This is a genomic window from Sphingopyxis panaciterrae (assembly GCF_011762125.1).
Classification (GTDB): Bacteria; Pseudomonadota; Alphaproteobacteria; order Sphingomonadales; family Sphingomonadaceae; genus Sphingopyxis; species Sphingopyxis panaciterrae.
Genome location: NZ_JAASQN010000003.1, coordinates 396466 through 418580 on the forward strand (window position 1 = coordinate 396466; position 22115 = coordinate 418580).

Genomic DNA, 22115 nt, shown 5'->3' on the forward strand with positions numbered 1-22115 from the left:
CACGCTTTGGCGCGGCGGTGAAAGTCCCGTTGCGCCTTCGGCATCGGCTGCTACCTAGGGGCGATGAGCGGGGATATTGAAGCGATCGGGGCGGCAGTGACGGCGGGCCTCGCGGGGCATGCGGTCGAGCCGCGGCATGGTGGCGGAGGTGCGCATGCCGGCGCGCGCTGCCTCAATTGCGGCACCGGTCTCGCCGGCCCGCATTGCCATCATTGCGGGCAGAAGGCCGATGTGCACCGCAGCTTCGGCGCGATCGGCCACGACCTTGTCCATGCGATCTTCCATTTCGAGGGCAAGATCTGGAACACGCTGCCGTTGCTTGCCTGGCGGCCGGGCGATCTGACGCGGCGCTATATTCATGGCGAGCGGGCGCGCTTCATCTCGCCGCTCGCGCTGTTCCTGTTCGCGGTCTTCCTGACCTATGCGGTGCTAGCGATGGTCGGCAGCGGCGGCGGGGTCGGCGAGGGGATCGCCAAGGTCGCCGCAGAACAGACGCGCGCCAATGCGCTGAAGGAGAGTTTCGAGCAGGAGGTCGATCGCGTCGATGCCGCACTGTTGCGGAAGGATTTGCCGCGCGAAGAGCATCAGCGGCTGCAGGACGAACGCGCGGCGCTCCAGAAGAGCGCCGACTATCTGGGCGTCGCGCGCGAACTGAGCCAGGCCGAGCGCGACCGTGGGCCGCCGGTGCTCGATGACCCCCGCGATCAGGTGATGACCAGCGTCGAATTCCTGTCGCGGACCAGAATCGATACCGGGGTCGCATTCATCGATCATGGCATGGAAAAGGCGATCGCGAACCCGGCGCTCGTCCTCTATAAATTACAGGCCAATGCGTATAAATTCGCCTGGGCGCTGATCCCGCTGTCGCTGCCCTTCATGTGGCTGCTGTTTCCGTTCAGCCGCCGTTTCCATACCTATGATCATTTCGTCTTCGTCACCTATTCGATCAGCTTCATGCTGCTGCTCTTCGTTGTCGTGCGCTTGCTCAACCTGACAATCCTCGGTGACCTCGCGATCTTCGCGGCGATATTTTACGTGCCCTTCCATATGTATCGCCAATTGCGCGACGCCTATCGCTCGTCGCGCCTGGGCGCATTGGTGCGCACGGCCTTGCTGCTGTTCTTCAGCCTCTATGCGGTCATCACCTTCATGCTGCTGCTGCTCGCGCTGGGGGTGATGGGGTAACGAAAAGGCGTAACAAAAACCGGGCAAGCAACCGGCGGCCGCGACAAAGGAGGATTGCGATGCACGAGTTGTGGGGCGAAATCGACCGGCGTCTGCTGATCAAGCTTGGCACCGCGGGTCTCGCGGCGCTGGGCTTGCCGGGCGCGGCGTCGGCGACGGCGGCGCAGGGCTTCACCCATGGCGTCGCGAGCGGCGAGCCGGGGGCCAATTCGGTGCTGCTGTGGACGCGCTATGCCGCGGCGAACGATAGCGTGCTGACGGCGGAACTGTCCGAAAGCCCCGATTTCGCCCGGATCGCAGGCGGCGGCAGCGTCACGGCGCTGGGAGAGCATGATCACACGGCGAAGCTGATGGTCGACGGGCTCGAACCCGGGCGCTGGTATTTCTATCGCTTCGTCGCGCCCGACGGCACCAAAACGGTCACCGGGCGCACGCGGACGCTGCCTGCGGGGCCGACGAGCGCCTTTACCATCGCGCTCTTTTCCTGCGCGAACCTGCCGTTCGGCTGGTTCAACGCCTATGGACATGCCGCGGCGCGCGGCGACATCGACCTCGCCCTGCACGTCGGCGATTATCTCTATGAATATCCGGCCGGCGATTATCCGTCGCTGAAGGAGGCGGTGCCGGGGCGCGAGGTGCAGCCGGCGCACGAACTGATCGCGCTGGCCGACTATCGCCTTCGCTATGCCGCCTATCGTGCCGATCCCGACCTGCAGCGGCTGCACCAGCTGTTGCCGATGATCGCGCAGTGGGACGATCATGAATTCGCCAACGATAGCTGGAAGGGCGGCGCCGAAAACCATAATGACGGCGAGGGCGAATGGCGCGCGCGCGAAGCCGCCGCCGAGCGCGCCTACCGCGAATGGATGCCCGTCGCCGACACGCGCTGGCGCCATTATCAGGTCGGCGACCTGGCGACGATCTTCCTTCCCGAAACGCGGATCACCGCGCGCGACCGACAGTTCGAGGTCGAAGAGATCATCGCGGGCGGCGGCGATGCGGCGGCGAAGCTCAAGCGCTTTGCCGAAACCGCATACCGCGATCCCGCGCGCCAGCTGCTCGGCGGCGATCAGGAGAAATGGCTGTTCGACGGTTTCGCGGCGTCGACCAAGGCGGGGACGCGCTGGCAGGTCTGCGCGCAGCAGATCGTGATGGGCAGCCTGTTCACGCCGCCCGAATCGGCGGGATGGTTCGGCGCCAATCCGTCCGCGGCCGTCCGCCGCCGCGTCGGGGCGGCGCAACTCGCGGCGAAGGCGGGGCTGCCGCTCAACATGGATGCGTGGGACGGCTATCCGGCGGCGCGCGACCGGTTGCTCGCTGCGGCGCAGGCGGCCGATGCCGATCTGGTGACGCTGGCGGGCGACAGCCATAATGCCTGGGCGTTCGACCTGGCGTACGACGGCCGGCCGGCGGGGATCGAGGTCGGCGGCCACAGCGTCACCTCGCCGGGGTTCGAGGCCTATACGCCCGGCATAGCGGACGATGTCCGCGTCAAGGCGCTGCGCGCATCGTCGCCGCAGCTCCAGTGGGCGAACACCAAGGACCGCGGTTATGTCAGCGTCGCACTGACGCGCGATCGGGTGACCGCGAACTGGCACAATGTCGAAGGCGTGCGCACGCGCGCCCCGGCGCTCTCGGGGACGCACAGCATGACGGCGGCGCACGGCAGGCGGAAATACGACCCCGCTTGACACATCCATAACTCAATGGTTATGAGAATTCATAGCCAGTGAGTTATATATTATGCCTGCTTCTCCCGACCTTCTTTTCAGGGCGCTTGCCGATCCGACCCGGCGTACGCTGTTCGAGCGGCTTTGCCTCGATGGCGAGCAGACGGTAGGGGGGCTGACTTCGGGCGCCGGCATTTCGCAGCCTGCGGTGTCGAAGCATCTCGCGGTGCTCAAGCAAGCGGGACTGGTGCTCGACCGGCATGAGGGGCGGCAGACGCATTATCGCGCGCAGCAGCGCGCGCTCGCCCCGCTCGTCGACTGGACCGGCCGCATGGCGCCCTTCTGGGAGGCGCGCTTCGACGACCTCGAAGATTTGCTCAAAAGGATGGATCAATGACCGATACCGGCGTGCGTAGCGTGACCGTCGAGCGCGAAATGCCGTACCCGCCCGCAAAGCTGTGGCGCGCGCTGACGCAGCCGCACCTGATCGAGGAATGGCTGATGAAGAACGACTTTGGCCTCGATCCCGGCCACCGCTTCCAGTTGCGTGGCGACTGGGGCCATGTCGATTGCGAGATCCTCGACGTCGATCCGGGGCGGACGCTTTCCTACAGCTGGAACCATGCGCATGACGATCCTGCCTATCGCCTGGAGAGTGTCGTCACCTTCACGCTGGTTCCGACTGGCGCGGGGACGCTGCTCCGCATGGAACAAGTCGGTTTCCGCCCCGATCAGAAGCAGGCGTTCGGCGGCGCCAAGAGCGGTTGGCGCATCCATCTCGAAAATCTCGAGAAGGCCGTCGCGCGGCTCGATTGAACGGACAAGAAGGAATTTTCGATGAACTGGAATCTGTGGATCCGGCAGTTTCACCGCTGGATATCGATCCTCTTCACCGCGATCGTCGTCGCTATCTTTGCGACGCTCGGCACGGGAAATGAGCCGGTGCAGTGGGTCTATTACCTGCCGCTCGCGCCGCTTTTCCTGCTGACGGTCACCGGGCTTTACCTGTTTGCGCTGCCCTATATCGTCCGGCGCCGCAAAGGCGTGCAGGAGTAGATTCATGACGCAGAAGGCACCGAAGCTGCTGTCGGGCGGCAATCCGCAAATCGCGAAGGGTTATGGCGATGCGCCGGTGCAGGCCTATATCGCGGCGATGCCGGGATGGAAGCGCGCGACCGGCGAGCGGATCGATGCGTTGATCGCGGCGGCGGTTCCGGGCGTCCGGAAAGCGGTCAAGTGGAACACGCCCTTTTATGGCCTGGACAAGGACATCTGGTTCGCGGCGTTTCATTGCTTCGACAAATATATCAAGGTGACCTTCTTTCGCGGTCAGTCGCTGGATCCGGTCCCGCCGGTCGCGTCGAAGGTCGCCGACACGCGCTATTATCATATTCACGAGAAGGAATTCGACGAAGCGCTTTTCACCGACTGGGTGAAGCAGGCGAGCCGGCTGCCGGGAGAGAAAATGTGAGCGACGATGAAAATCCTTCCGACCTGATCGACGCGCGGATTGCCAGGCTGGACGACTGGCGCGGTGCGGCGCTGGCGCGGATGCGCGCGCTGATCGGGGAGGCCGAGCCCGAGGTGGTCGAAGCGGTGAAGTGGCGCAAGCCGTCGAACCCGATGGGCGTGCCGGTATGGGAATATCGCGGCATCCTGTGCACCGGCGAGACGTATAAGGACAAGGTCAAGCTGACCTTTGCGAACGGCGCCGCGCTGGACGATCCCGCCCGGCTGTTCAACTCGAGCCTTGACGGGAACATGCGGCGCGCGATCGATATCGGCGAGGGTGACGCGGTCGATGAAAAGGCGTTCAAGGCGTTGGTGAAGGAGGCGGTGGCGCTTAATGCATCGAAGAAGCCGGCGAAATAGGGAGCTTTCGGCGGTTTGCGGCCGGGAGTTGCCGTCCCGTCCATCGTCACCCCGGACTTGATCCGGGGTCCCGCTTGACCTCGAAAACCGCTGGCGCCCTAAAAAAGCGGGATCCCGGGTCAAGCCCGGGATGACGAGGAGCGGAGGAACGGCAGGAATCGGCCGGTTTTCGCCATTCCAGTGATTGCCAGAGCGTACTGTTATCGGACGGTCATTGGATCGCGGCACCGACTTGCCTTGGTTTTTTCCGGATGCGCCCGAGGCGGTCTAAAACTTGGAGACGCTTCAATGGAACGCCTCGATACTCGGTTGTAGAGCTACGACCGCTCTGGTCGGTTACCAAAAGTAACACTCGCTGCCCAAGTGGGGTTGTATCAAAGGTCGCAGACAAGACCTTGAAGTCTGCCGCCTGTGCCCCGTTACTCTCACAAAATTCGGGCAGAGCCTCCGCGAAGAGAGCGACAGCAACTTCGAGGCTGCCTGACGGTTTTCCACGCACAACGCGACCGTTGAGAAAATCGACTTCTATCAATGCTTCTGGAGATGACGCCGCTTCGCCAAATACATCCATGGGGTAGTGGCCAATCACGAACCCCAAGCCACTGGCCATCGAATCTGCGAGGTTATGCCCTATGGCGCAAAGGCGATCATGCTTCATACACAGACTTTGCCAGCATTTGCGTCCGGTTTCTACATATGCTCGCACCGAAGCAGACAGTCACCTTCCTACCCCAAAGCCGACACTCGCCTGACAGCTAGCAGACCCGTCAATGTCCCTGTGGTGTAATCACCCGTAAGGCGGCGCGTCCTCGAATTCGCCGAACGACGGATAGTCGTTCGCGACGCTCGCGGTGAAATTCGGCGGGCGCTTTTCGAGGAAGCTTGTGACCCCCTCCGCAGCGTCGGGGCTGCGGCCGCGCGAGAAGATCACCCGGCTGTCCCAGCGATGGGCGCTCATCGGGTGCGGCGCGCCGAGCATCCGCCACATCATGTGGCGCGTCAAAGCGACCGACACGGGGGCGCTGTCGGACGTGAATTCGCGTGCCTTGGCAATTGCGGCGTCGATGAGATCGCCCGGCGCGTGGACCGACTGGACAAGGCCTTTTTCCCGCGCTTCCTGCGCACCGATCAACCGCCCCGAATAGCACCAGTCGACGGCATTCTGGATGCCGACCAGCCGCGGCAGGAACCAGCTCGACGCCGCTTCGGGCACGATCCCGCGCCGCGCGAAGACGAAGCCGTAGCGCGCGGTGTCGCTGGCGAGGCGGACATCCATCGGCAGCGTCATCGTCGCGCCGATGCCGACCGCGGCGCCATTGATCGCGCCGAGCACGGGTTTTTTGCTTTCGAAGATGCGCATCGACACGCGTCCGCCGGCATCGCGGATCAGCGGGTGCGACCAGTCGATCGTGCCGTCTTCGGCAACCGGGCTCGCCGGGGTCCCGTCCGGGAGCAGTGCCTGCCGGTCGTTGCGCTTGTCATAATCGAAGGTTGCTCCGCCGGCGCCGAGGTCCGCTCCGGCGCAATAGGCCCTGTCGCCCGATCCGGTGAAAATCACGGCGCGCACGCCATCGTCGGCGTCGCAATCGTCGAGCGCGGCGATGATCTCCAGCATCATCTCGCCGGTGAACGCGTTCATCCGGTCGGGCCGGTACAGCGTCAACAGCGCGATGCCCTCGTGCTTGTCGAGGCGAATCTGGTCGTAGCTCATCTCTCTCTCCTTGCTTTGCGGGCAAGGTCGCAAGGGATGGCAGCGAGCGCAAGCTCTAGTTGACGTAAACGTAAGTTGGTCGGCACGATGCCGGGGATGACGCGCGCGACCTTTGTCGCTATAGGCCCCCGAACTGCCCCGGCACCGCGCCTCGCTGAGTCGCTTTCGCCGGGGTCATTCATTTGGTTCCGACAGAAAGTTTGCGCCCATGTCCCGTCGCCGCCAGATTTACGAAGGCAAGGCCAAGATCCTGTACGAAGGCCCCGAACCGGGCACGCTGATCCAGTATTTCAAGGACGACGCGACTGCGTTCAACGCGCAGAAAAAGGGCACGATCAGTGGCAAGGGGGTGCTGAACAACCGGATTTCGGAGCATGTGTTCACACTGCTCGGCAATATCGGCGTGCCGCATCACTTCATCCGGCGCCTCAACATGCGCGAGCAGTTGATCCGGCAGGTCGAGATCGTGCCGATCGAGGTGATCGTGCGCAACGTCGCGGCGGGTACGCTGTCGAAGCGGCTTGGCATCGAGGAAGGCACGCAGCTTCCCCGCACGCTGATCGAATATTGCTACAAGGACGATGCGCTTGGCGATCCGCTGGTCGCCGAGGAGCATATCGCCTGCTTCAACTGGTGCAGTCAGGAAGAGCTTCATGACATCCAGGATATGGCAATCCGCATCAACGACTTCATGTCGGGCATGTTCGCCGCGGTCGGCATTCGCCTCGTCGACTTCAAGCTGGAGTTCGGACGCCTTTACGAAGGCGATTTCAGCCGCATTATCCTGGCCGACGAAATCAGCCCCGACGGCTGCCGTCTGTGGGACATGACGACGAACGAAAAGCTCGACAAGGACCGCTTTCGCCGCGACCTCGGCGGCGAGGTCGAAGCCTATCAGGAAGTCGCGCGCCGGCTGGGCCTGTTGCCCGAGGGCAGCGAGAATGCGGTGCTCGACCTGGAAAGCCACCGGAAGAAAAAGGGCAGCTAACCGGTTTGCGGCCCCCACGGGGCGACGGGCCGTTTCACATTCCCCGCTGCGATCCGTGTCTCGGCATCGGCTGTCTGGACATGGTTAATATGCCGCAAGCAGCGCGCCGCGGGAACACTGCCAAATGAAGGAAAAGCCGCCGCTTCCTTCCTTAACCGATGTTTTACTCCTGACACGCTATCCCCCCGTCATGACGGGGGTCTATCAGAGGGTGCAGCGGCGGTTCTTCCCGCCGATTCCGGAGGCGATCCGGGATGATGTCGCGTTGCTGCGTGCCTATCGCGTCGAAACGCTGACCCCGATGCTGTTCCTGATGCTCGCGGCGACGACGCCGACCGCCATCTATGCCGGCGTCGCGACCGTCCATCCGTTCATCCGGATCGGTTTCCCGGTTATCCTGGCGGTCGTCTGCCTGCTCGGCTTCGGCGTATTGATGCACAATCGCGGGCGCAAGATGAGCCCGCGCCGCGCGCGCCGGGTGGTCAAGGAATCGACCTGGCTGTCGGGATCGATGGGAGCGATGTGCAGCATCTGGACGGTGATCAACTGGCTCGCCGCGCCGCCTGAAGCACATGCCTATTATGCGATGATCATGGCGATGGGATCGCTCGCGACCGCCTATTGCCTGTCGTCGATCCGTCTTGCGACCTTCGTCAACCTGTCGATCGGGCTGGTGCCGATCTCGCTGCTCATGCTGTTTTCCGGGCACCCGCCCGAGATTGCCGCGGGCACCAGTCTGGTCGTCGCGACATTGTTCCTGCTGCGCATGATGATCCAGCAGCACGGCCAGCTGATCGACCTGCTCCAGCTCCAGCGCCAGATGCGCGAGCTGGCGCATACCGACCCGCTGACCGGCCTGTCGAACCGCCGCGAATTCGACATGCGGCTGGACGAGGAAATCGCCGCGGCCGACGGCGACGGCCTGTTTGCCATCGCCTTGCTCGATCTCGACGGGTTCAAGCCGGTGAACGACCGGCACGGCCACGCCGTTGGCGACCTCCTGCTCTGCGAAGTCGCCGAGCGCCTGTGCCGCGCGTGCGGCGGCCATGCGACGGTGGCGCGGCAGGGCGGAGACGAATTCGCGATCCTTGTTCCGGCGGGATCGCTGCTCTTGAATACCTCGATCGCCGACCATATCCTGTCGGCCCTCGCCGCGCCCTATCATATCGAGGGGCAGGTGATCCGCGTCGGGGCCAGCATCGGCGTCGCGATCTGGCCCGACGGCGGCACGACCGCGAAGAAATTGTTCGAGCTTGCCGACCGCGCGCTCTACGCCGCAAAGGCGAGCCAGCGCGATCCCATGTCGTCTGTCGAAAGCGTTCAGCACATCGCCTGACGGCGGCTTGACCGTCCGCTGCCGGATGGCCACCATCGGTGCATGACATCATCCCTTGTCCGGCGCGCCTCGACCGCCCTGTCGCCCCTGATCCTCCTCGCCGTTTGCACACCCGCCGCGCTGGCGTGGCAGGCGTCGCCGCCCGCGTCGGCAAATGTTGCGGTCAATCCGCAGACCGATGCCGCCAAGGCGTGGAATTTCGCCGCGAGCGACGTGCCGGTCGATCCGAACATCGTCTTTGGCGTGCTGCCGAACGGGATGAAATATGCGCTGCTGAAGAACAGCACGCCCAAGGACAGTGTCGTGCTGCGCATGCGCTTCGACGTCGGCAGCTTCGCCGAGGCTGATGACCAGCGCGGGCTGGCCCATTTCCTCGAGCATATGGTGTTCAACGGATCGACCAATGTTCCCGAGGGCGAGATGGTCAAGCTGCTCGAGCGCAAGGGGCTGGCCTTTGGTGCCGACACCAATGCCGTCACCGGGTTCGACGACACCGTGTACAAGCTCGACCTGCCCAATGCATCGGACGACCTGATCGACACCGGGCTGATGTTGATGCGCGAAACCGCGAGCGAGGTGACGATCGACCCGGCGGCGGTCGACCGCGAGCGCGGGATCATCCTGTCCGAACGGCGCGCGCGCGATACCTATCAATTGCGCAGCCTGATCGACCAGCTCGGTTTCCAGATGGACGGCATGCGCGTCGCGAGCCGCATCCCGGTCGGCACCGAAGAGGTAATCAGGACCGCCCCCGCGGCACGTATCCGCGATATCTATGATCGCTATTATCGCCCCGAACGCGCGACGCTGGTCATGGTCGGCGATTTCGACCCGGCGGCGGTCGAGGCGAAGATCAAGGCGCGCTTTGCTGACTGGAAAGGACGCGGGCCCGCGGGCCCCGACCCCGATATCGGGACGATCGATTACAAGCGGCCGTCGGCCGCCGACGATTTCGTCGATCCTGCGATTCAGGACGCGGTGACCGTCACCGCGTTCAAGCCTTGGGTCGAGGAGGCCGACACCAAGGCAAAGCGCGCGAAGAACCTTGCCGAAGAGGTTGGCGAGGCGATCGTCAGCCGCCGTCTCGCAAAGATCGCGCTGCGCGAGGATTCGCCGATCCTGGCCGGCTATTTCAGCGAAGCGGCGGGGTGGAAGGTCTTCGACCAGGTCACCGTCGGCGCGGTCGCCAAGGAAGGGGCGTGGAAGGAAGCGATCGCGCTCGTCGAACAGGAACTGCGCCGCGCAGAAGAGTATGGCTTTACCCAGGCAGAGGTAGACGAGCAGATCGCCAATCGCCGCACGTCGCTCAAAAATGCCGTCGCCGGGGTGACGACGCGGCGCAGCGAGACGATGGCCGATGTGCTGATCTCTGCCGCCGAGGGCGATTTTGTCGTCGTCCGTCCCGAAACGACGCAGGCGTTGTTCGATGCGACCGCGCCGACGCTGAACGCCGAAACGGTCAGCGCGGCGTTCCGCAACCGCGTCGCGGGGTTGAGCGCGCCGCTGGCGCATGTGACGTCGAAAACGCCCGTCGAGGGCGGCACCGCGGCGATCCTCGCCGAACTTCGCGCGGCGCAGCAGGTCGCCGTCGCCGCGCCTGCCGAGGCCGCGAGCAGCGCCTTCGCCTATGATGATTTCGGCACCCCCGGAAAGGTGGTCGCCGACGACCGGATCGACGACCTTGGCATCCGCCGCGTCCGGTTCGCGAACAATGTGATGCTCAACATCAAGAAGACCGATTTCCAGAAGGACAAAATCTATCTGTCGATGCGCGTCGACGGCGGCGAACTGCTCGCGACGCGCGACGATCCGACGAAGGTCGCGCTTGCCGGGTCGATCAGCCTCGGCGGGCTAGAGGCGCACAGCCTCGACGAACTGCGCACCATTCTTGCGGGCAAGACGGTGAGTCCGTCCTTCGGCAGCGACACCGATGCCTTCGGCGGCAGCGCGCTGACCTCGCCCGACGATTTCGCGCTGCAGGCGAAGCTGATGGCCGCCTATCTGGTCCACCCCGGCTATCGCGCCGACGGGCTGGCGCTGATCCGCCGCTATCTGCCGCAGCAATATGCCGCGAATGACGCGACGCCGTCGGCGGTGATCGCGCGCGATGCGGGCGGAATCCTGGCCAACGACGATCCGCGCGAAATGACCCCGCCGCTCGCCAAGGTGATGGCGCTCGACTGGGCCGGGCTGAAGGCGGCGGTCGGCGACAGCTTCGCGCATGGCGCGATCGAGATCGGCGTCGTCGGCGATATCGACGAACAGGCGGCGATCGATGCGATCGCCGCGACCTTCGGCGCGCTTCCCGAACGCCGCGCCGCCTTCGACCCGCGCACCGACGCGCGGGTGCGTCAATATCCCGCCGATCTGAAAGAGCGCACGCTGATCCACAAGGGGCCGGCCGAGCAGGCTGAACTGCGCGTCTATTGGCCGGCGCGCGACGATAGCGACCTCGCCGAGGCGATGCAGCTCAACCTGCTGTCGCGCGTCATGCAGCTGATGCTGACCGAGGAGTTGCGCGAGAAGCTCGGCGAAAGCTACAGCCCCGGCGCAGCGGCGAGCCTGTCGAGCGACTATCCGGGCTATGGCTTCCTCTTCGCGGCGAGCAATATCGATTACAAGGATCTGGCGACGACGCGCGCGGCGATCTTCGGCATCGCGAAGGAACTGCGCGACACGCCGATCGACGCCGACCTGCTCGGCCGCGCGTGCCAGCCGCTGGTCGAGGCGATGACCAAGGCGCGGCGCGAGAATGGCTATTGGCTGCCCTATGTCACCGAAGCGGCGACCCACGCCGCCCGGCTCGACCGCAGCCGTAACGGTATTTCCGAGGTCGAGAAGACGACGCCGGCGCAGCTGCAAGCGCTCGCGCGGCGCTATCTGGTCGACGACAAGGCGCTGGTGATCAAGGCGGTGAGCGACAAGGCGGGGAAGTAGTGGAGGGCTGCTTACGGCCGGAAGCGGCCGTTCCCGGGGTACGCAGGGAAGGACCGAACGTCCGCTCCTCATCCCTAAGCGGTCATCGATTCCGCGAACCTGAATTCCCGCCTACAGCCCGCCGACGCGGCCCGGTGCCCGGGCGCGGATGAAGTTTTCGAGGGCGACGAAGAGCATTTCGCGTGCGTCGCCGCCCAGCATTTCGGCGGTCAGCCAATCGAAGTGGACGCGGTCGCCGCGCGAGGCAGCGCCGACCATCGCAGCGAGCAGCGCCTCGTCGAAGCTGACGCGCGGGCAGCAGGGCGGGGCGACGGCAAAGGGTTCGGGCCAGATATGGCCGATCGCCTCGACCACCAGCCGGTAACGCCGCGCCGCGAGGATATTGCCCCAGCGCCGTTCGAGTTCGGGCATCGGATCGCGTTCGCTGCGCCGGCAGAGAATGCAGTAACGCAGCGCGAGCACCGCCTGCGCCGCTTCGACCGTGAGATCGCGGACCAGGGGCTGCTGGGTCAACTGGCGGACGAGTTCGCTGCTTTCCATGATGCCTCCCGCGGCCGCCCGGTCTTGTTGATGCAGTCCGGTCCGGGGCGGAAAAAGATGCCGGCCGCTGCGCGAAGCAGCGGCCGGCAGGAGGGGACTGCCCGACTGTGCTATTGAGAATTATTCGCAAATACAAGCAAAAAAAGAGGCGCTCGAAAACGCCCCTGAAAACCGCGGTTTTTCCGGCTCCGTCATCCCGCCTTCGCCGGGATGACGGCGTCCGAATCAGTCGTCGCTCACCGGCTTCGACTGCAACTGGATATAATTTTCGATTCCCATGCGTTCGATCATCTCGAACTGCTTTTCGAGTTCGTCGACATGATGCTCCTCGCTTTCGAGGATGTCGGCGAACAGGTCGCGGCTGACATAGTCGCGCACGCTTTCGCAATGCGCTATGGCGTCCTTGAGCAGCGGGATCGCTTCTTCCTCGACCGCAAGATCGGCGCGCAGGATTTCTTCCACCGTTTCGCCGACGCGGAGGCGGCCGAGCAGCTGGAAGTTGGGGAGGCCGCCGAGGAAGAGGACGCGATCTGCCAGCTTGTCGGCATGCTTCATTTCGTCGATCGACTCTTCGCGTTCGAACGCGGCGAGGCGGGCAACGCCCCAATTGTCGAGCATGCGATAATGCAGCCAATATTGGTTGATCGCGGTCAGCTCGTTCTTGAGCGCCTCGTTCAGAAAATCGATGACCTTTTCGTCGCCCTTCATGGTGTCAGTCCTGTCATTTTGTCTCGGGAATGGGGTGAGCGCATTATAGGCGCCCCGGCCCCATCAGGCCAAGGTCAAAAATGGCGGAAAACCAAGAAAAATCAGGCGGTCGCGGCGACGTCGCTGATGATATTGCGAGCGAATGACAGGCATTGTCCGCACTTGGGTTTGCGACCCAATTGCGCATAAGCCTCCTTGGCGCACCGCAACTGGCCACTCCGCGCGACGTCGCGCAGCTGGCTTTCCCTTATTGCGTTGCAGACACAGACGACCATATGCGAATCCCTCTCAACAAAGCCGATGTAGGGATAGTGCGACGGATTCGCAACAAGAAAGATGCGACTGGTTCGCAATCCGAAAAGGCGCATTTTCGAAGGAGCGGGGCCCGTTCCCGTCCTCCGTTCCTGCCCTTGCCCTTTGGGTGATTCGCGGGCATAGGCGCGCCCATCTTCTCCGCCCCCGACGATAAAGGTGCGATCCCATGAAAGTTCAGGTTTATGTGACGCTCAAGCCCGGGGTGCTCGACCCGCAGGGCAAGGCGATCCATCATGCGCTCGAAGGTCTCGGCTTCGGCGGCGTCAGCGACGTGCGGGCCGGCCGCTTTATCGAACTCGAGGTGGCCGACGACGTCAGCGATGCCGATCTCGATGCGATGTGCGCGAAGCTGCTCGCCAACACGGTGATCGAAAACTACCGCATCGAACGCGCCTGACCCCCGGCCCGAGGAGCAAGTCCATGAAGACCGCCGTCATCGTTTTTCCCGGATCCAACTGCGATCGCGATATGGCGGTCGCGCTCGAAAAAGTGACCGGCCGCGCCCCGGCGATGGTCTGGCACCGCGAGACGGAATTGCCCGACGGCATCGACTTCATCGCGCTGCCCGGAGGTTTTTCCTATGGCGACTATCTCCGTTCGGGCGCGATGGCGGCGCGGTCGCCGATCCTGCGCAGCGTCGCCGACGCGGCGGGCCGCGGCGTCCCCGTGCTTGGCGTATGCAATGGCTTTCAGGTGCTGGCCGAGGCGCAGTTGCTGCCGGGGGCATTGATGCGCAACGCGGGGCTCAACTTCGTCTGCCGCACCGTGGCGCTGAAGGTCGAGAACAGCCAGTCGCTGTTCACCGCCACCTATGACGCCGGCGAGACGCTCAACATCCCCGTCGCGCACCATGACGGCAATTATTTCGCCGACGCCGCAACGCTCGACCGGGTCGAGGGCGAGGGGCGCGTTGCGTTCCGCTATACCGATGCGGTCAACGGCTCGGCGCGCGACATCGCCGGCGTGCTCAATGATGCGGGCAATGTGCTGGGCATGATGCCGCATCCCGAACGCGCGATCGACCGCGCGCACGGCGGCACCGACGGGCTACGGCTGTTCGAGGCGGCGCTCGGCGTTCTCGCCTGAGCTTGTCGCCGGCATAGCGTCCGTCGCGGCGGGCGAAGGCGGCGGGGCTTTGGGCGCGGGCTGCAGCCAGCGCCCGACCAGCATCAGCAATGTCGGCCAGAAGGCGGTATTCCAGATGTCGTGCCAATGCGCGGCGTCGGGCTGGATCGCCGCCCGGTTCGCCTCCGCCGCGATGTCGAGATATTCGCCGCCGCAGGCCATGGCGACGACCGCGAGCCATGCGATCACCCATCCGCCGCGCCAGCGCCACAGCAGGCGGACCAGGATGAACAGGGTCATCCCGAAATAGATGTGCAGCGCATCCTTGCTGAGCCCGCTGTCGGTGACAAGCCACCGCTTTTGTTCCTCGAACAGCGAGGCGAGCTGGATCAACGCCATCGACATCAAACCTTGGCGGCGAACGGATTGAAGTCGGTGCCTTCGTCGAACACATCGACTCCTTCGCGCCGCTTCAGCGTTCCCACCACCGCATAGGTGAACGGGGTCAGTGCGGCTTCCCACGCCGTCTTGATGAGCCATTGCGACAGCACGACCTGCATCAGCTGTTCGGGGGGCCAGCCGGCAAGGCCATAAAAGGCGAGCGGGTAGAAGATCAGGCTGTCCAGTCCCTGGCCGACGACCGTCGACCCGATCGTGCGCGCCCACAGCATGCGCCCGCCGGTCCACAGCTTCATCCGCGCGAGGACGTAGCTGTTGGCGAATTCGCCGACGCAGAAGGCGGTCATCGACGCGATGACGATGCGCCAGCTGTTGCCGAACACGAATTCATAGCTTGCCTGCCCTGGCCAGCCTTCGGCCGGCGGCAGCGCGACGACGACCCACGCCATGAAGGCCATGAAGGCCAGCGCGGCAAAGCCGGTCCAGATCACGCGCCGGGCGCGGGCATAACCATAGACCTCGGTCAGCACGTCGCCGATGATATAGCTGATCGGGAAGAACAGGACCCCGGCGCCGAACGCCCACTGGCTGCCATCGGGGAGCGAAACATAGCTTGGTTTCGATGCGCCGATGATGTTCGACAGCAGCAGGATGGACACGAAGGCCGCCATGATCAGATCATAATAGCGGAAATGCCGCACATTCGCGGCGCTGACGGCGACGGGCTGCGCCGGCGGAAGTTCGGACTCGGTCATCGAAGCGCTGCTTAACCTGCTTTGCAGCCCGCGCAAACCGCGCTATTCGCGCGAGCCACGCGAACCAGCGTTGCGCGCCCGTAGCTCAGCTGGATAGAGCACCCGCCTTCTAAGCGGGTGGTCGCAGGTTCGAATCCTGCCGGGCGCGCCATTTCCGAAGAAAATGGTCGCCCTGTAAATATCACCGGGCCGATCGTCGCCGGCGACAATGATCGCCGGCGACGGGGAAGGCATCGACCGATGGGCCGGGCGCGCCGGGTCAGGGCAAGGCGGCAATCACGATTACCTCGACCTTGTAATCGGGCGTGGCGAGACGAACTTCGCCGGTGGCGCGGGTCGGGGCGTTCGTGCCGCCGATCCAGTCTTCCCACACCGCGTTCATCGCCGCGAAGTCGGCCATGTCGGCAAGCCATATCGTCGCCTGGAGCAGCCGCGAGCGATCGGTGCCCGCTTCGGCGAGCAACGCGTCGATCGAGGCCAGAACGGCGCGTGTCTGGGCCGCGGCATCATCCCCCGGGGCGCCGACCTGGCCGGCGAGATAGACCAGCCCGTTGTGAATCACGGCCTGGCTCATGCGCGGGCCCGAATGGAGGCGTTCGATCGTCATTTCTATCTCCTGTCTAGGGTTTGGAGGCTTGGCTCCGGACGGCGCCTCATAGCGGCTCGACGGCAAGTTTCACGCCGAATTGATAGCGAAGCCGCTGTAAAATTCGGGTGCTGTCCCTTTCGAGAGAGCGCCGGGATATCGGCGCTCGCCCGACCCTTCGCGCTCGCGCATCGCTTCCCCCTTTGGGGGGATATGATTTCGGGCGATTCGGTTTCAGATAGTCGCGTGGCAAATCGAGGGACGAGACATGCGCTATGTAAGAATGCCGATCGAGGTCGAATCGCCCGAGGAATATGGATATGGCAATATCCGCTACAATCTGTCCGAAAGCTCGATCGTCGACCAATCGATCGGCAGCCTTGGGCTGACGATCCCCGACCTGACGCTGCTTTATGGCGAGCATCGCGGCAGCGACCGGCTGCGCTCGTTCGTGCTCGAAGGCACGCCGGGGCTTGAAATCGACGATGTGCTGATCACCGGCGGGGCGGCGGGCGCGCTGTTCATCATCGCCACCGCGCTGCTCGGCGCCGACGATCATCTGGTCGTCGTGAAGCCCAATTACGCCACCAACCTCGAAACGCCGCGCGCGATCGGGTGCGCGATCAGCCTGATCGACCTGGAGTTCGACAACGGCTTCACGCTCGATTTCGACCGGCTCGCCGCCGCGGTGACGCCGCAGACCAGGCTGATCAGCGTTACCTGTCCGCACAATCCGACCGGCACGATGATGCGCGAGGAGGAGCTTTTGCGGCTCGTCGCCTTTGCGAAGGAGAAGGGTTGTTTGCTGCTGGTCGATGAAACCTATCGCGATTTGGCGCTGACCACCAAATTGCCGCTCGCCGCTTCGCTCGGCGACCATGTCATCGGGGTCGCCTCGCTTTCGAAGGCTTTCGGCGTGCCGGGCATCCGGGTCGGCTGGATCATCAACCGCTCGCCCGCGCTGATGGAGCAGTTCCTCGCCGCGAAGGAGCAGATCAGCATTTGCGGCAGCGTCATCAACGAATGGGTGGCCGAGGAAATCCTCGCCAAGCGCGACGCCTTCCTCGAACCGACGCTCGCCGAATGGCGGCGGCGGCTTGATCGGATCGCCGAATGGATCGAGGGCGAGCCGATGCTCGAATGGGTTCGGCCGACCGGCGGCGTCGTCTGCTTCCCGCGCATGGTCGCCGATCCGCCGGGCGGTACCGACGCCTTTTACCGCCGCCTGCTCGAAGACCATGGCACCTATGTCGGCCCCGGCCACTGGTTCGAAATGCCCGACCGCTATTTCCGCCTCGGCTATGCGTGGCCGAGCGCCGAGGAGCTCGAGCATGGGCTCGCCGGTATTTCCGCGGCGCTGAGGGGCTAGATATTGAGCGCGCGGCTTCGGTTATATGCGCGCGGGTTCCTGGCCCGGTATTTCCCGCTTCTGACATGAAGCTGACGCGCGGCGCACGCCGGGCGTCAGCTAGCCTCCGCTAAGGATTTTCGGGCCGGCGCCGATCGCCCCGAACCCAGGAGGATGAATTGAATTATCGAGCTTCGCGTGCGCTGTGCTGCATGCTGTCGCTGTCCGCACTGCTCGCCGCCGCGCCGCTGTCGGCGCAGACCGCGGGCAACGCCGGGGTCACCAGCTATGCCGCCGACTTCTTCGCACGCTCACAGCCGACGACGGCCTATGACATGGTCGTCCTGCTGCCGGGTTTCCGTCTTCAGGAAGGCAATAGCGAGGTGCGCGGCTATTCGGGATCGGGCGGCAACGTGCTGATCGACGGACAGCGGCCGGCGAGCAAGGAAGAGACGCTCGAAGCGATCCTCAAGCGCATCCCGGCGCGCTCGGTCGATCATATCGAACTGGTTCGCAGCAGCGCTGCGGGCTTCGACATGCAGGGCTATCCGGTGCTCGCCAATATCGTCCGGGCGAAGGGCGGGCGCCTGTCGGGACGCCTGGAAGGCGAATATGCGAATTTTGCGCATGGCTATTCGGCGCCGCGTGTCGCCGGGACGCTGAATTTCCAGGCGGGCGACAAGGTGATCGAATTGCAGGCGGCGCGCTATCGCGTGATCGACGACGAACATGGCTTTGGCATTCGCAACCGTTACGCCCCCGACGGCACGCCGCTGCGGCTCACCGATTATGCGCAGCCCGAAGGCACCAGCTACACCGAATTTTCGGGGAGCTACCGGCAGCCGCTGTTCGGGGGCACGCTGCGTGCCAACGGGCTGTTCAAGAGCAGCCAGATGTTCGCAGACGTACGGCACGACATCTATTATCCCGCCGATGCGCTGATCTTGGCGACCGAGCGCAACAATGAGCGCGCGACCGAAGGGCAGCTGCAATATAGCCGCGGTCTCGGGGTGCGCGGCACCGTCGAATTGCTCGCGATCCGCCGCGACCATCGTCTGCACGGCGTCGATACCTCGACCGAGGAGGATTTGCGCGAAGTCAATGCGACCGACACGACCGGCAGCGAGACGATCCTGCGCGGCGTCATTCGCCGCCAGGGCAAGTTGCTGTCGCTCGATGTCGGCGCCGAAGGCGCGCAGAACATCCTCGACAGCCATGTCGCGCTCAGCGAAAACGGCGTCGAGGTGCCCCTCCCAGCCGACGACGTGCGGATCGAGGAAAAGCGCGCCGAATTCTTCGTCACCGGCACCTGGCGGCCGGCAACCGACCTGTCGGTCGAAACGGGACTGCGCTACGAAATATCGCGCCTGACGCAGACCGGCGACAGCCAGCTCACCAAATCGCTTTCCTATTGGAAGCCGCGCCTGCTCGTCTCCTACACGCCGACGCCGAAGGACCGGTTCCGGCTGCAGATCGAGCGCGAAGTCGGACAGCTCGACTTCGAGGATTTCGTCAGTTCGCCCTCGCTGACCAGCGGCACGATCAGCGCCGGCAACAAGAATCTCGAGCCCGACAGCCTCGTCCGCTACGAAGCCGCGTGGGAGCGGCGGATCGGCGACGGATCGGTCGTGATCGCGGCGCGGCACGAGGCGGTCAGCAACCTCGTCGACCGCATTCCGATCTTCCTCGAAGACGGCAGCGCGTTCGATTCCGCGGGCAATATCGGCAGCGCGACGCGCGACGAGGTCGAACTCAACCTCAACCTGCCGCTCGACCGGATCGGGCTCACCGGGCTGACGGTGAAGGGCAATGGCCTGCTCCGCCGCAGCCGGGTGCGCGATCCGCTGACCGGCGACAAACGCCGGATTTCGGGCGATCGTCCCGTCGAAGCCGATGTTTCGCTGACCTATGACCTGCCGCAATATGGGTTGCGGACGGGGGTCAACTATATCGTCCGCAAGACCGAGACGAGCTTCAAGGTCGACGAGATCGAGGAAGATATCGACTCCGGTCGCATCGACGCCTTTGTCGAATATAAGCCGGGCTCGCGCTGGACGCTCCGCTGCTTCGCCAAGAATCTGACGAACAGCCCGACGGTGCGCCGCCGCGAGGTCTATTCGGCGCTGCGGGGAACGAGCACTATCGACTATCGTGAGGTTCGCTCGCTGCGCAGCGGCCGCTATTTCGGCGTTAACCTGCAATGGAATTTCGGGCGTTGACCGCGACGTCGAACGGCGCCTGGGAACCGTCGTTCCGCCCGACACGGCCGGAACGTGATTTAGCCAAGCTTGGCCGGATCGTCTTCGGCCAGCGACCAGCGAAGCTCGGCGGCCAGGCCGCCGAGCGGCGAGCGGCCGAGGTGGAAACGCGCTTCGGTCGCTTCGGCAAGATCGCGGACGATGGCGAGCCCCAGGCCGTGACCGCCGCCGGCTTCGTCGATGCGTACGCCGCGCTGCATCGCGCGTTCGATCGCGCTCTGGTCCATTCCGGCGCCATCGTCGGCGACGTGCAGCACCAGATCCCGCTCCTCGCGGCCGCCGCCGATCTCGACGAGGCGGCGGGCGTGGCGCGCGCCATTTTCAATCAGCGCCCCCAGCATTTCCGCTAGATCGGTGGCGTCGACCGGAATCCGTAAGGCCGGGTCGACATCGACCGCGAAGACGACCGCTTCGCCGCGGTCGGTGCGCTCGATCACCGCGACGAGTCCCTCGACCACTGCCAGCGCCGGCGCATCGCCGCCCGCGCCGCGCGCCGCGGCGGCGCGCGACCGGGCGAGTTCGGCTTCGAGCGCCGCGCCCACCGCCTCGACGGCGCGGTCGATCCCGTCGGCGGCATCGGCGGCACCGGCCTCGCGGGCCCGGCGACTCTGTGCCGACACCACCGCGAGCGGGGTCTTGAGGCTGTGGGCAAGATCGGCGGCGCGGCGCCGGGCCCGTGCCAGATCGCTCTCGCGCGCCGAGGCCATCGCATTGATCGCCTCGGTGAGCGGCAATATCTCGCCCGGATGCTCATCGGACAGGCGCGCGGTCGGGCTGCGGCGCAGGGGGTCGAGATCGCGGCGCAGCCGGTCGAGCGGCCGCAGGCCAAGGCTGACCTGCACATAGGTCGCGATCGAAAGCACGAGCCACAGCAGCGCCAGCGACAGCGCCAGTTCGCGGTCGAACTCGCGCAATGCAGTGCGCATCTCCGCATCGTCCGAGGCGACCCGCACGACCACCCGGACCGGCCGCGTGTCGGGCTGGATCAGGCGGCTGACCATCGTCAATTGCTTGCCGAAGGGACCGTTCACCGTCGATCGGGTCCATGCATCGACCGACGCCGGTGCCGCGGGGAGGCTTTGATCCCACAAGGATTGCGACTGTGCCGACGCGCCGGCGACACTAGCCTGCCAATAATTTCCACTGGCAATGGCATGAAACCGGGGGTCGGCGGGCGGCGGTTCGACGACCGGGCGTCCGTCCGCGCCCAGCGTCAGGCCCGCGGCGACCTGTTCGGCGAGTTTGGTCAGCTCGGCCGCCTCGCGCCGCTCGACATGCTGGTGGAACAGCCATGAAATTCCGCCCCACGCAAGCGCCATCGCCAGGAAAATCGCGACGGCCGCCCCGATCAGCAGCCGCAATCGCAGCGAGCTCTGCCTCATCCCGTCAGTCCGGTGAGCCGATAACCCAACCCGCGGCGCGTCTCGATCACCGCGCCGCCGAACTTGCGGCGAATCCGGGTGACGATCGCCTCGATCGCATTGGTGTCGCTGCCGTCGCTTGCCCCATAAAGATGTTCGGCAATCTCGCCCGCCGGGACGATGTGATCCTGCCGGTGCGCCAGATAATTGAGCAGGCGAAATTCGAGCTGTGACAGCGGCGTCTGCCGGCCGTCGACCGTCGCCGCCATCCGCGCAGTGTCGATCGCCATCCGGCCGACGGTCAGCACCGTGCTGGCATGGCCCGACGCGCGGCGGACCAGCGCCCGGACGCGCGCGACGAGTTCGCCGACGGCAAAGGGTTTCGCCATATAATCGTCAGCGCCGGCATCGATGCCTTCGACCTTTTCGGTCCAGTCGCCGCGCGCGGTCAGGATCAGCACCGGCATCGTGCGCGACGCGCTCCGCCACCGGCGCAGCACGCTGAGCCCGTCGAGCCGCGGCAGGCCGAGGTCGAGGATGGCAACGGCATAATCCTCGACATCGCCCTGAAACCAGGCATCCTCGCCGTCGCCGCAGCGATCGACGACAAAGCCCGCCGCACCGAGCGCGCGCGCGACATCGTCCGCCAGGTCGGGATCATCCTCGACCAGCAGCGCCCGCATCAATCATCCTCGATCTTGATGAGGCTGCCGGTGCGGGCGTTGATCTCGACCTCGCGCACCCGGCCCGATGCGGTCAGGATCTTCACCTCATATTTGATATAGGTCGGTTCATAGTCGAGTTCGACCTTGACCACGTCGCCGGGCACCTTGGCCTGGGCGATGGCCAGAACGCGCGGCAGCGGCAGCAGTTCGCCGCGCTGGACGGCGCTGCGGATCGCATCCTGTTCGGCGCGCTTGCGTTCTTCCTTGGACTGGCTTTTTTCAAACCCGTGCGCAGCGGGCAGGCTGGCCGCATAGCCGAGGGGCGCCGCGACGGCCGCGAGCAGAGCGAAGGGGGCAGTGATACGCATCGTGATGGTCCTTATCCAATTGATGCCCCACTTTACGAGTCCCATGCT

At 64.9% G+C, this 22115-nt stretch carries 25 protein-coding genes and 1 tRNA gene; 15 read left to right on the plus strand and 11 right to left on the minus strand.

From position 1 onward, the window contains the following. The first annotated feature begins 63 nt into the window (after nucleotides 1-63). From FHR22_RS13905 to FHR22_RS22125, 7 genes are read left to right on the plus strand one after another with little or no spacing between them, the layout of a single operon-like run. The gene (locus FHR22_RS13905; RefSeq protein WP_166943782.1) at nucleotides 64-1185 is read left to right on the plus strand and encodes a DUF3667 domain-containing protein; all 1122 of its coding nucleotides are present in this window, start codon (nucleotides 64-66) and stop codon (nucleotides 1183-1185) included. A gap of 59 nt (nucleotides 1186-1244) precedes the next feature. Next, nucleotides 1245-2876, plus strand: a complete 1632-nt coding sequence (locus tag FHR22_RS13910; protein WP_208417698.1) for an alkaline phosphatase D family protein — start codon at nucleotides 1245-1247, stop codon at nucleotides 2874-2876. A 52-nt stretch (nucleotides 2877-2928) separates the two neighbouring features. Next, the gene (locus FHR22_RS13915) at nucleotides 2929-3252 is read left to right on the plus strand and encodes an ArsR/SmtB family transcription factor (RefSeq protein ID WP_166943784.1); all 324 of its coding nucleotides are present in this window, start codon (nucleotides 2929-2931) and stop codon (nucleotides 3250-3252) included. Then, on the plus strand, nucleotides 3249-3671 hold the full coding sequence (locus tag FHR22_RS13920) for an SRPBCC family protein (protein ID WP_166943786.1): 423 nt from the start codon (nucleotides 3249-3251) through the stop codon (nucleotides 3669-3671). The genes FHR22_RS13915 and FHR22_RS13920 overlap by 4 nt, the downstream gene beginning before the upstream one ends. 21 nt (nucleotides 3672-3692) lie before the next feature. After that, nucleotides 3693-3911 carry a hypothetical protein gene (locus FHR22_RS13925; protein ID WP_166943788.1) on the plus strand — a complete coding sequence of 73 codons (219 nt, stop codon included), beginning with the start codon at nucleotides 3693-3695 and terminating at the stop codon, nucleotides 3909-3911. 4 nt (nucleotides 3912-3915) lie between these two features. Further along, nucleotides 3916-4326, plus strand: coding sequence for a DUF1801 domain-containing protein (locus FHR22_RS22120; RefSeq protein ID WP_208417699.1), 411 nt, complete (start codon nucleotides 3916-3918; stop codon nucleotides 4324-4326). Beyond that, nucleotides 4323-4727, plus strand: a complete 405-nt coding sequence (locus tag FHR22_RS22125) for a DUF1801 domain-containing protein (RefSeq protein ID WP_341786624.1) — start codon at nucleotides 4323-4325, stop codon at nucleotides 4725-4727. The genes FHR22_RS22120 and FHR22_RS22125 overlap by 4 nt, the downstream gene beginning before the upstream one ends. 211 nt (nucleotides 4728-4938) lie before the next feature. On the opposite strand, the gene FHR22_RS13935 is transcribed toward FHR22_RS22125, so the two are convergent. Continuing rightward, nucleotides 4939-5337 (minus strand): hypothetical protein, encoded by a 399-nt coding sequence (locus FHR22_RS13935; RefSeq protein WP_166943792.1) that lies wholly within the window; start codon nucleotides 5335-5337, stop codon nucleotides 4939-4941. A gap of 177 nt (nucleotides 5338-5514) precedes the next feature. After that, nucleotides 5515-6438: a crotonase/enoyl-CoA hydratase family protein gene (locus FHR22_RS13940; protein WP_166943794.1), complete on the minus strand. Its 924-nt coding sequence runs from the start codon at nucleotides 6436-6438 to the stop codon at nucleotides 5515-5517. A gap of 208 nt (nucleotides 6439-6646) precedes the next feature. Between FHR22_RS13940 and purC the strand changes: the two genes are divergently transcribed. The 3 genes from purC (at nucleotide 6647) to FHR22_RS13955 (ending at nucleotide 11699) form a co-directional block, all read left to right on the plus strand. Continuing rightward, a complete protein-coding gene (gene purC / locus FHR22_RS13945) occupies nucleotides 6647-7426 on the plus strand; it encodes a phosphoribosylaminoimidazolesuccinocarboxamide synthase (protein ID WP_166943796.1) in 780 nt (259 codons plus the stop codon). A gap of 190 nt (nucleotides 7427-7616) precedes the next feature. Further along, complete coding sequence (locus tag FHR22_RS13950) at nucleotides 7617-8762, plus strand: GGDEF domain-containing protein (RefSeq protein ID WP_208417700.1); 1146 nt, start codon at nucleotides 7617-7619, stop codon at nucleotides 8760-8762. Nucleotides 8763-8804: 42 nt separating this feature from the next. Then, on the plus strand, nucleotides 8805-11699 hold the full coding sequence (locus tag FHR22_RS13955) for a M16 family metallopeptidase (protein WP_166943798.1): 2895 nt from the start codon (nucleotides 8805-8807) through the stop codon (nucleotides 11697-11699). 111 nt (nucleotides 11700-11810) lie between these two features. Here the strand turns inward: FHR22_RS13955 and FHR22_RS13960 are convergent, their stop codons facing one another. The 3 genes from FHR22_RS13960 to FHR22_RS22350 form a co-directional block, all read right to left on the minus strand. Continuing rightward, a complete protein-coding gene (locus FHR22_RS13960) occupies nucleotides 11811-12239 on the minus strand; it encodes an addiction module antidote protein (RefSeq protein WP_166943800.1) in 429 nt (142 codons plus the stop codon). 225 nt (nucleotides 12240-12464) lie between these two features. Beyond that, complete coding sequence (gene bfr, locus FHR22_RS13965) at nucleotides 12465-12947, minus strand: bacterioferritin (RefSeq protein ID WP_093509564.1); 483 nt, start codon at nucleotides 12945-12947, stop codon at nucleotides 12465-12467. A gap of 101 nt (nucleotides 12948-13048) precedes the next feature. Then, a complete protein-coding gene (locus FHR22_RS22350) occupies nucleotides 13049-13222 on the minus strand; it encodes a (2Fe-2S)-binding protein (RefSeq protein ID WP_166943802.1) in 174 nt (57 codons plus the stop codon). A gap of 206 nt (nucleotides 13223-13428) precedes the next feature. On the opposite strand from FHR22_RS22350, the gene purS reads away from it, so the two are divergent. After that, nucleotides 13429-13659: a phosphoribosylformylglycinamidine synthase subunit PurS gene (gene purS, locus FHR22_RS13975; protein WP_054586440.1), complete on the plus strand. Its 231-nt coding sequence runs from the start codon at nucleotides 13429-13431 to the stop codon at nucleotides 13657-13659. Between the two features lie 23 nt (nucleotides 13660-13682). Next, complete coding sequence (purQ, locus tag FHR22_RS13980; protein ID WP_166943803.1) at nucleotides 13683-14348, plus strand: phosphoribosylformylglycinamidine synthase subunit PurQ; 666 nt, start codon at nucleotides 13683-13685, stop codon at nucleotides 14346-14348. Here purQ and FHR22_RS13985 read toward each other — a convergent pair. Together FHR22_RS13985 and FHR22_RS13990 are read right to left on the minus strand one after the other, a co-directional pair. After that, nucleotides 14310-14726, minus strand: coding sequence for a hypothetical protein (locus FHR22_RS13985; protein WP_208417701.1), 417 nt, complete (start codon nucleotides 14724-14726; stop codon nucleotides 14310-14312). The genes purQ and FHR22_RS13985 overlap by 39 nt on opposite strands. 5 nt (nucleotides 14727-14731) lie before the next feature. Continuing rightward, nucleotides 14732-15481 carry a queuosine precursor transporter gene (locus FHR22_RS13990; protein ID WP_166943806.1) on the minus strand — a complete coding sequence of 250 codons (750 nt, stop codon included), beginning with the start codon at nucleotides 15479-15481 and terminating at the stop codon, nucleotides 14732-14734. A 74-nt stretch (nucleotides 15482-15555) separates the two neighbouring features. Between FHR22_RS13990 and FHR22_RS13995 the strand changes: the two genes are divergently transcribed. Then, nucleotides 15556-15632 (plus strand) — tRNA-Arg (locus FHR22_RS13995). Between the two features lie 108 nt (nucleotides 15633-15740). On the opposite strand, the gene FHR22_RS14000 is transcribed toward FHR22_RS13995, so the two are convergent. After that, nucleotides 15741-16088 (minus strand): RidA family protein, encoded by a 348-nt coding sequence (locus FHR22_RS14000; RefSeq protein WP_166943808.1) that lies wholly within the window; start codon nucleotides 16086-16088, stop codon nucleotides 15741-15743. 247 nt (nucleotides 16089-16335) lie between these two features. Between FHR22_RS14000 and FHR22_RS14005 the strand changes: the two genes are divergently transcribed. Then, nucleotides 16336-17436, plus strand: coding sequence for an aminotransferase class I/II-fold pyridoxal phosphate-dependent enzyme (locus FHR22_RS14005; protein ID WP_166943810.1), 1101 nt, complete (start codon nucleotides 16336-16338; stop codon nucleotides 17434-17436). A 158-nt stretch (nucleotides 17437-17594) separates the two neighbouring features. Further along, complete coding sequence (locus FHR22_RS14010; RefSeq protein WP_166943812.1) at nucleotides 17595-19634, plus strand: TonB-dependent receptor plug domain-containing protein; 2040 nt, start codon at nucleotides 17595-17597, stop codon at nucleotides 19632-19634. A gap of 59 nt (nucleotides 19635-19693) precedes the next feature. On the opposite strand, the gene FHR22_RS14015 is transcribed toward FHR22_RS14010, so the two are convergent. The 3 genes from FHR22_RS14015 to FHR22_RS14025 are packed head-to-tail and all read right to left on the minus strand — an operon-like array spanning nucleotide 19694 to nucleotide 22067. Continuing rightward, a complete protein-coding gene (locus FHR22_RS14015; RefSeq protein ID WP_166943814.1) occupies nucleotides 19694-21055 on the minus strand; it encodes an ATP-binding protein in 1362 nt (453 codons plus the stop codon). Beyond that, nucleotides 21052-21717 carry a response regulator transcription factor gene (locus FHR22_RS14020; RefSeq protein ID WP_166943816.1) on the minus strand — a complete coding sequence of 222 codons (666 nt, stop codon included), beginning with the start codon at nucleotides 21715-21717 and terminating at the stop codon, nucleotides 21052-21054. Before FHR22_RS14020 ends, FHR22_RS14015 begins: the two co-directional genes overlap by 4 nt. Next, nucleotides 21717-22067, minus strand: coding sequence for a PepSY domain-containing protein (locus tag FHR22_RS14025; RefSeq protein ID WP_166943818.1), 351 nt, complete (start codon nucleotides 22065-22067; stop codon nucleotides 21717-21719). Before FHR22_RS14025 ends, FHR22_RS14020 begins: the two co-directional genes overlap by 1 nt. Nucleotides 22068-22115: the final 48 nt, after the last annotated feature.

Coding starts and splice junctions, on each gene's coding strand:
- FHR22_RS13985 (WP_208417701.1), bottom strand. CDS start 14,726: ATGGCGTTGATCCAGCTCGCCTCGCTGTTCGAGGAACAAAAGCGGTGG.
- FHR22_RS13935 (WP_166943792.1), bottom strand. CDS start 5,337: ATGGCCAGTGGCTTGGGGTTCGTGATTGGCCACTACCCCATGGATGTA.
- FHR22_RS22350 (WP_166943802.1), bottom strand. CDS start 13,222: ATGGTCGTCTGTGTCTGCAACGCAATAAGGGAAAGCCAGCTGCGCGAC.
- FHR22_RS14015 (WP_166943814.1), bottom strand. CDS start 21,055: ATGAGGCAGAGCTCGCTGCGATTGCGGCTGCTGATCGGGGCGGCCGTC.
- purC (WP_166943796.1), top strand. CDS start 6,647: ATGTCCCGTCGCCGCCAGATTTACGAAGGCAAGGCCAAGATCCTGTAC.
- FHR22_RS13950 (WP_208417700.1), top strand. CDS start 7,617: ATGACGGGGGTCTATCAGAGGGTGCAGCGGCGGTTCTTCCCGCCGATT.
- FHR22_RS14025 (WP_166943818.1), bottom strand. CDS start 22,067: ATGCGTATCACTGCCCCCTTCGCTCTGCTCGCGGCCGTCGCGGCGCCC.
- FHR22_RS13955 (WP_166943798.1), top strand. CDS start 8,805: ATGACATCATCCCTTGTCCGGCGCGCCTCGACCGCCCTGTCGCCCCTG.
- FHR22_RS14020 (WP_166943816.1), bottom strand. CDS start 21,717: ATGCGGGCGCTGCTGGTCGAGGATGATCCCGACCTGGCGGACGATGTC.
- FHR22_RS13915 (WP_166943784.1), top strand. CDS start 2,929: ATGCCTGCTTCTCCCGACCTTCTTTTCAGGGCGCTTGCCGATCCGACC.
- purQ (WP_166943803.1), top strand. CDS start 13,683: ATGAAGACCGCCGTCATCGTTTTTCCCGGATCCAACTGCGATCGCGAT.
- FHR22_RS13925 (WP_166943788.1), top strand. CDS start 3,693: ATGAACTGGAATCTGTGGATCCGGCAGTTTCACCGCTGGATATCGATC.
- FHR22_RS13905 (WP_166943782.1), top strand. CDS start 64: ATGAGCGGGGATATTGAAGCGATCGGGGCGGCAGTGACGGCGGGCCTC.
- FHR22_RS22120 (WP_208417699.1), top strand. CDS start 3,916: ATGACGCAGAAGGCACCGAAGCTGCTGTCGGGCGGCAATCCGCAAATC.
- FHR22_RS13960 (WP_166943800.1), bottom strand. CDS start 12,239: ATGGAAAGCAGCGAACTCGTCCGCCAGTTGACCCAGCAGCCCCTGGTC.
- bfr (WP_093509564.1), bottom strand. CDS start 12,947: ATGAAGGGCGACGAAAAGGTCATCGATTTTCTGAACGAGGCGCTCAAG.
- FHR22_RS13910 (WP_208417698.1), top strand. CDS start 1,245: ATGCACGAGTTGTGGGGCGAAATCGACCGGCGTCTGCTGATCAAGCTT.
- FHR22_RS13940 (WP_166943794.1), bottom strand. CDS start 6,438: ATGAGCTACGACCAGATTCGCCTCGACAAGCACGAGGGCATCGCGCTG.
- FHR22_RS13990 (WP_166943806.1), bottom strand. CDS start 15,481: ATGACCGAGTCCGAACTTCCGCCGGCGCAGCCCGTCGCCGTCAGCGCC.
- purS (WP_054586440.1), top strand. CDS start 13,429: ATGAAAGTTCAGGTTTATGTGACGCTCAAGCCCGGGGTGCTCGACCCG.
- FHR22_RS13920 (WP_166943786.1), top strand. CDS start 3,249: ATGACCGATACCGGCGTGCGTAGCGTGACCGTCGAGCGCGAAATGCCG.
- FHR22_RS14000 (WP_166943808.1), bottom strand. CDS start 16,088: ATGACGATCGAACGCCTCCATTCGGGCCCGCGCATGAGCCAGGCCGTG.
- FHR22_RS14005 (WP_166943810.1), top strand. CDS start 16,336: ATGCGCTATGTAAGAATGCCGATCGAGGTCGAATCGCCCGAGGAATAT.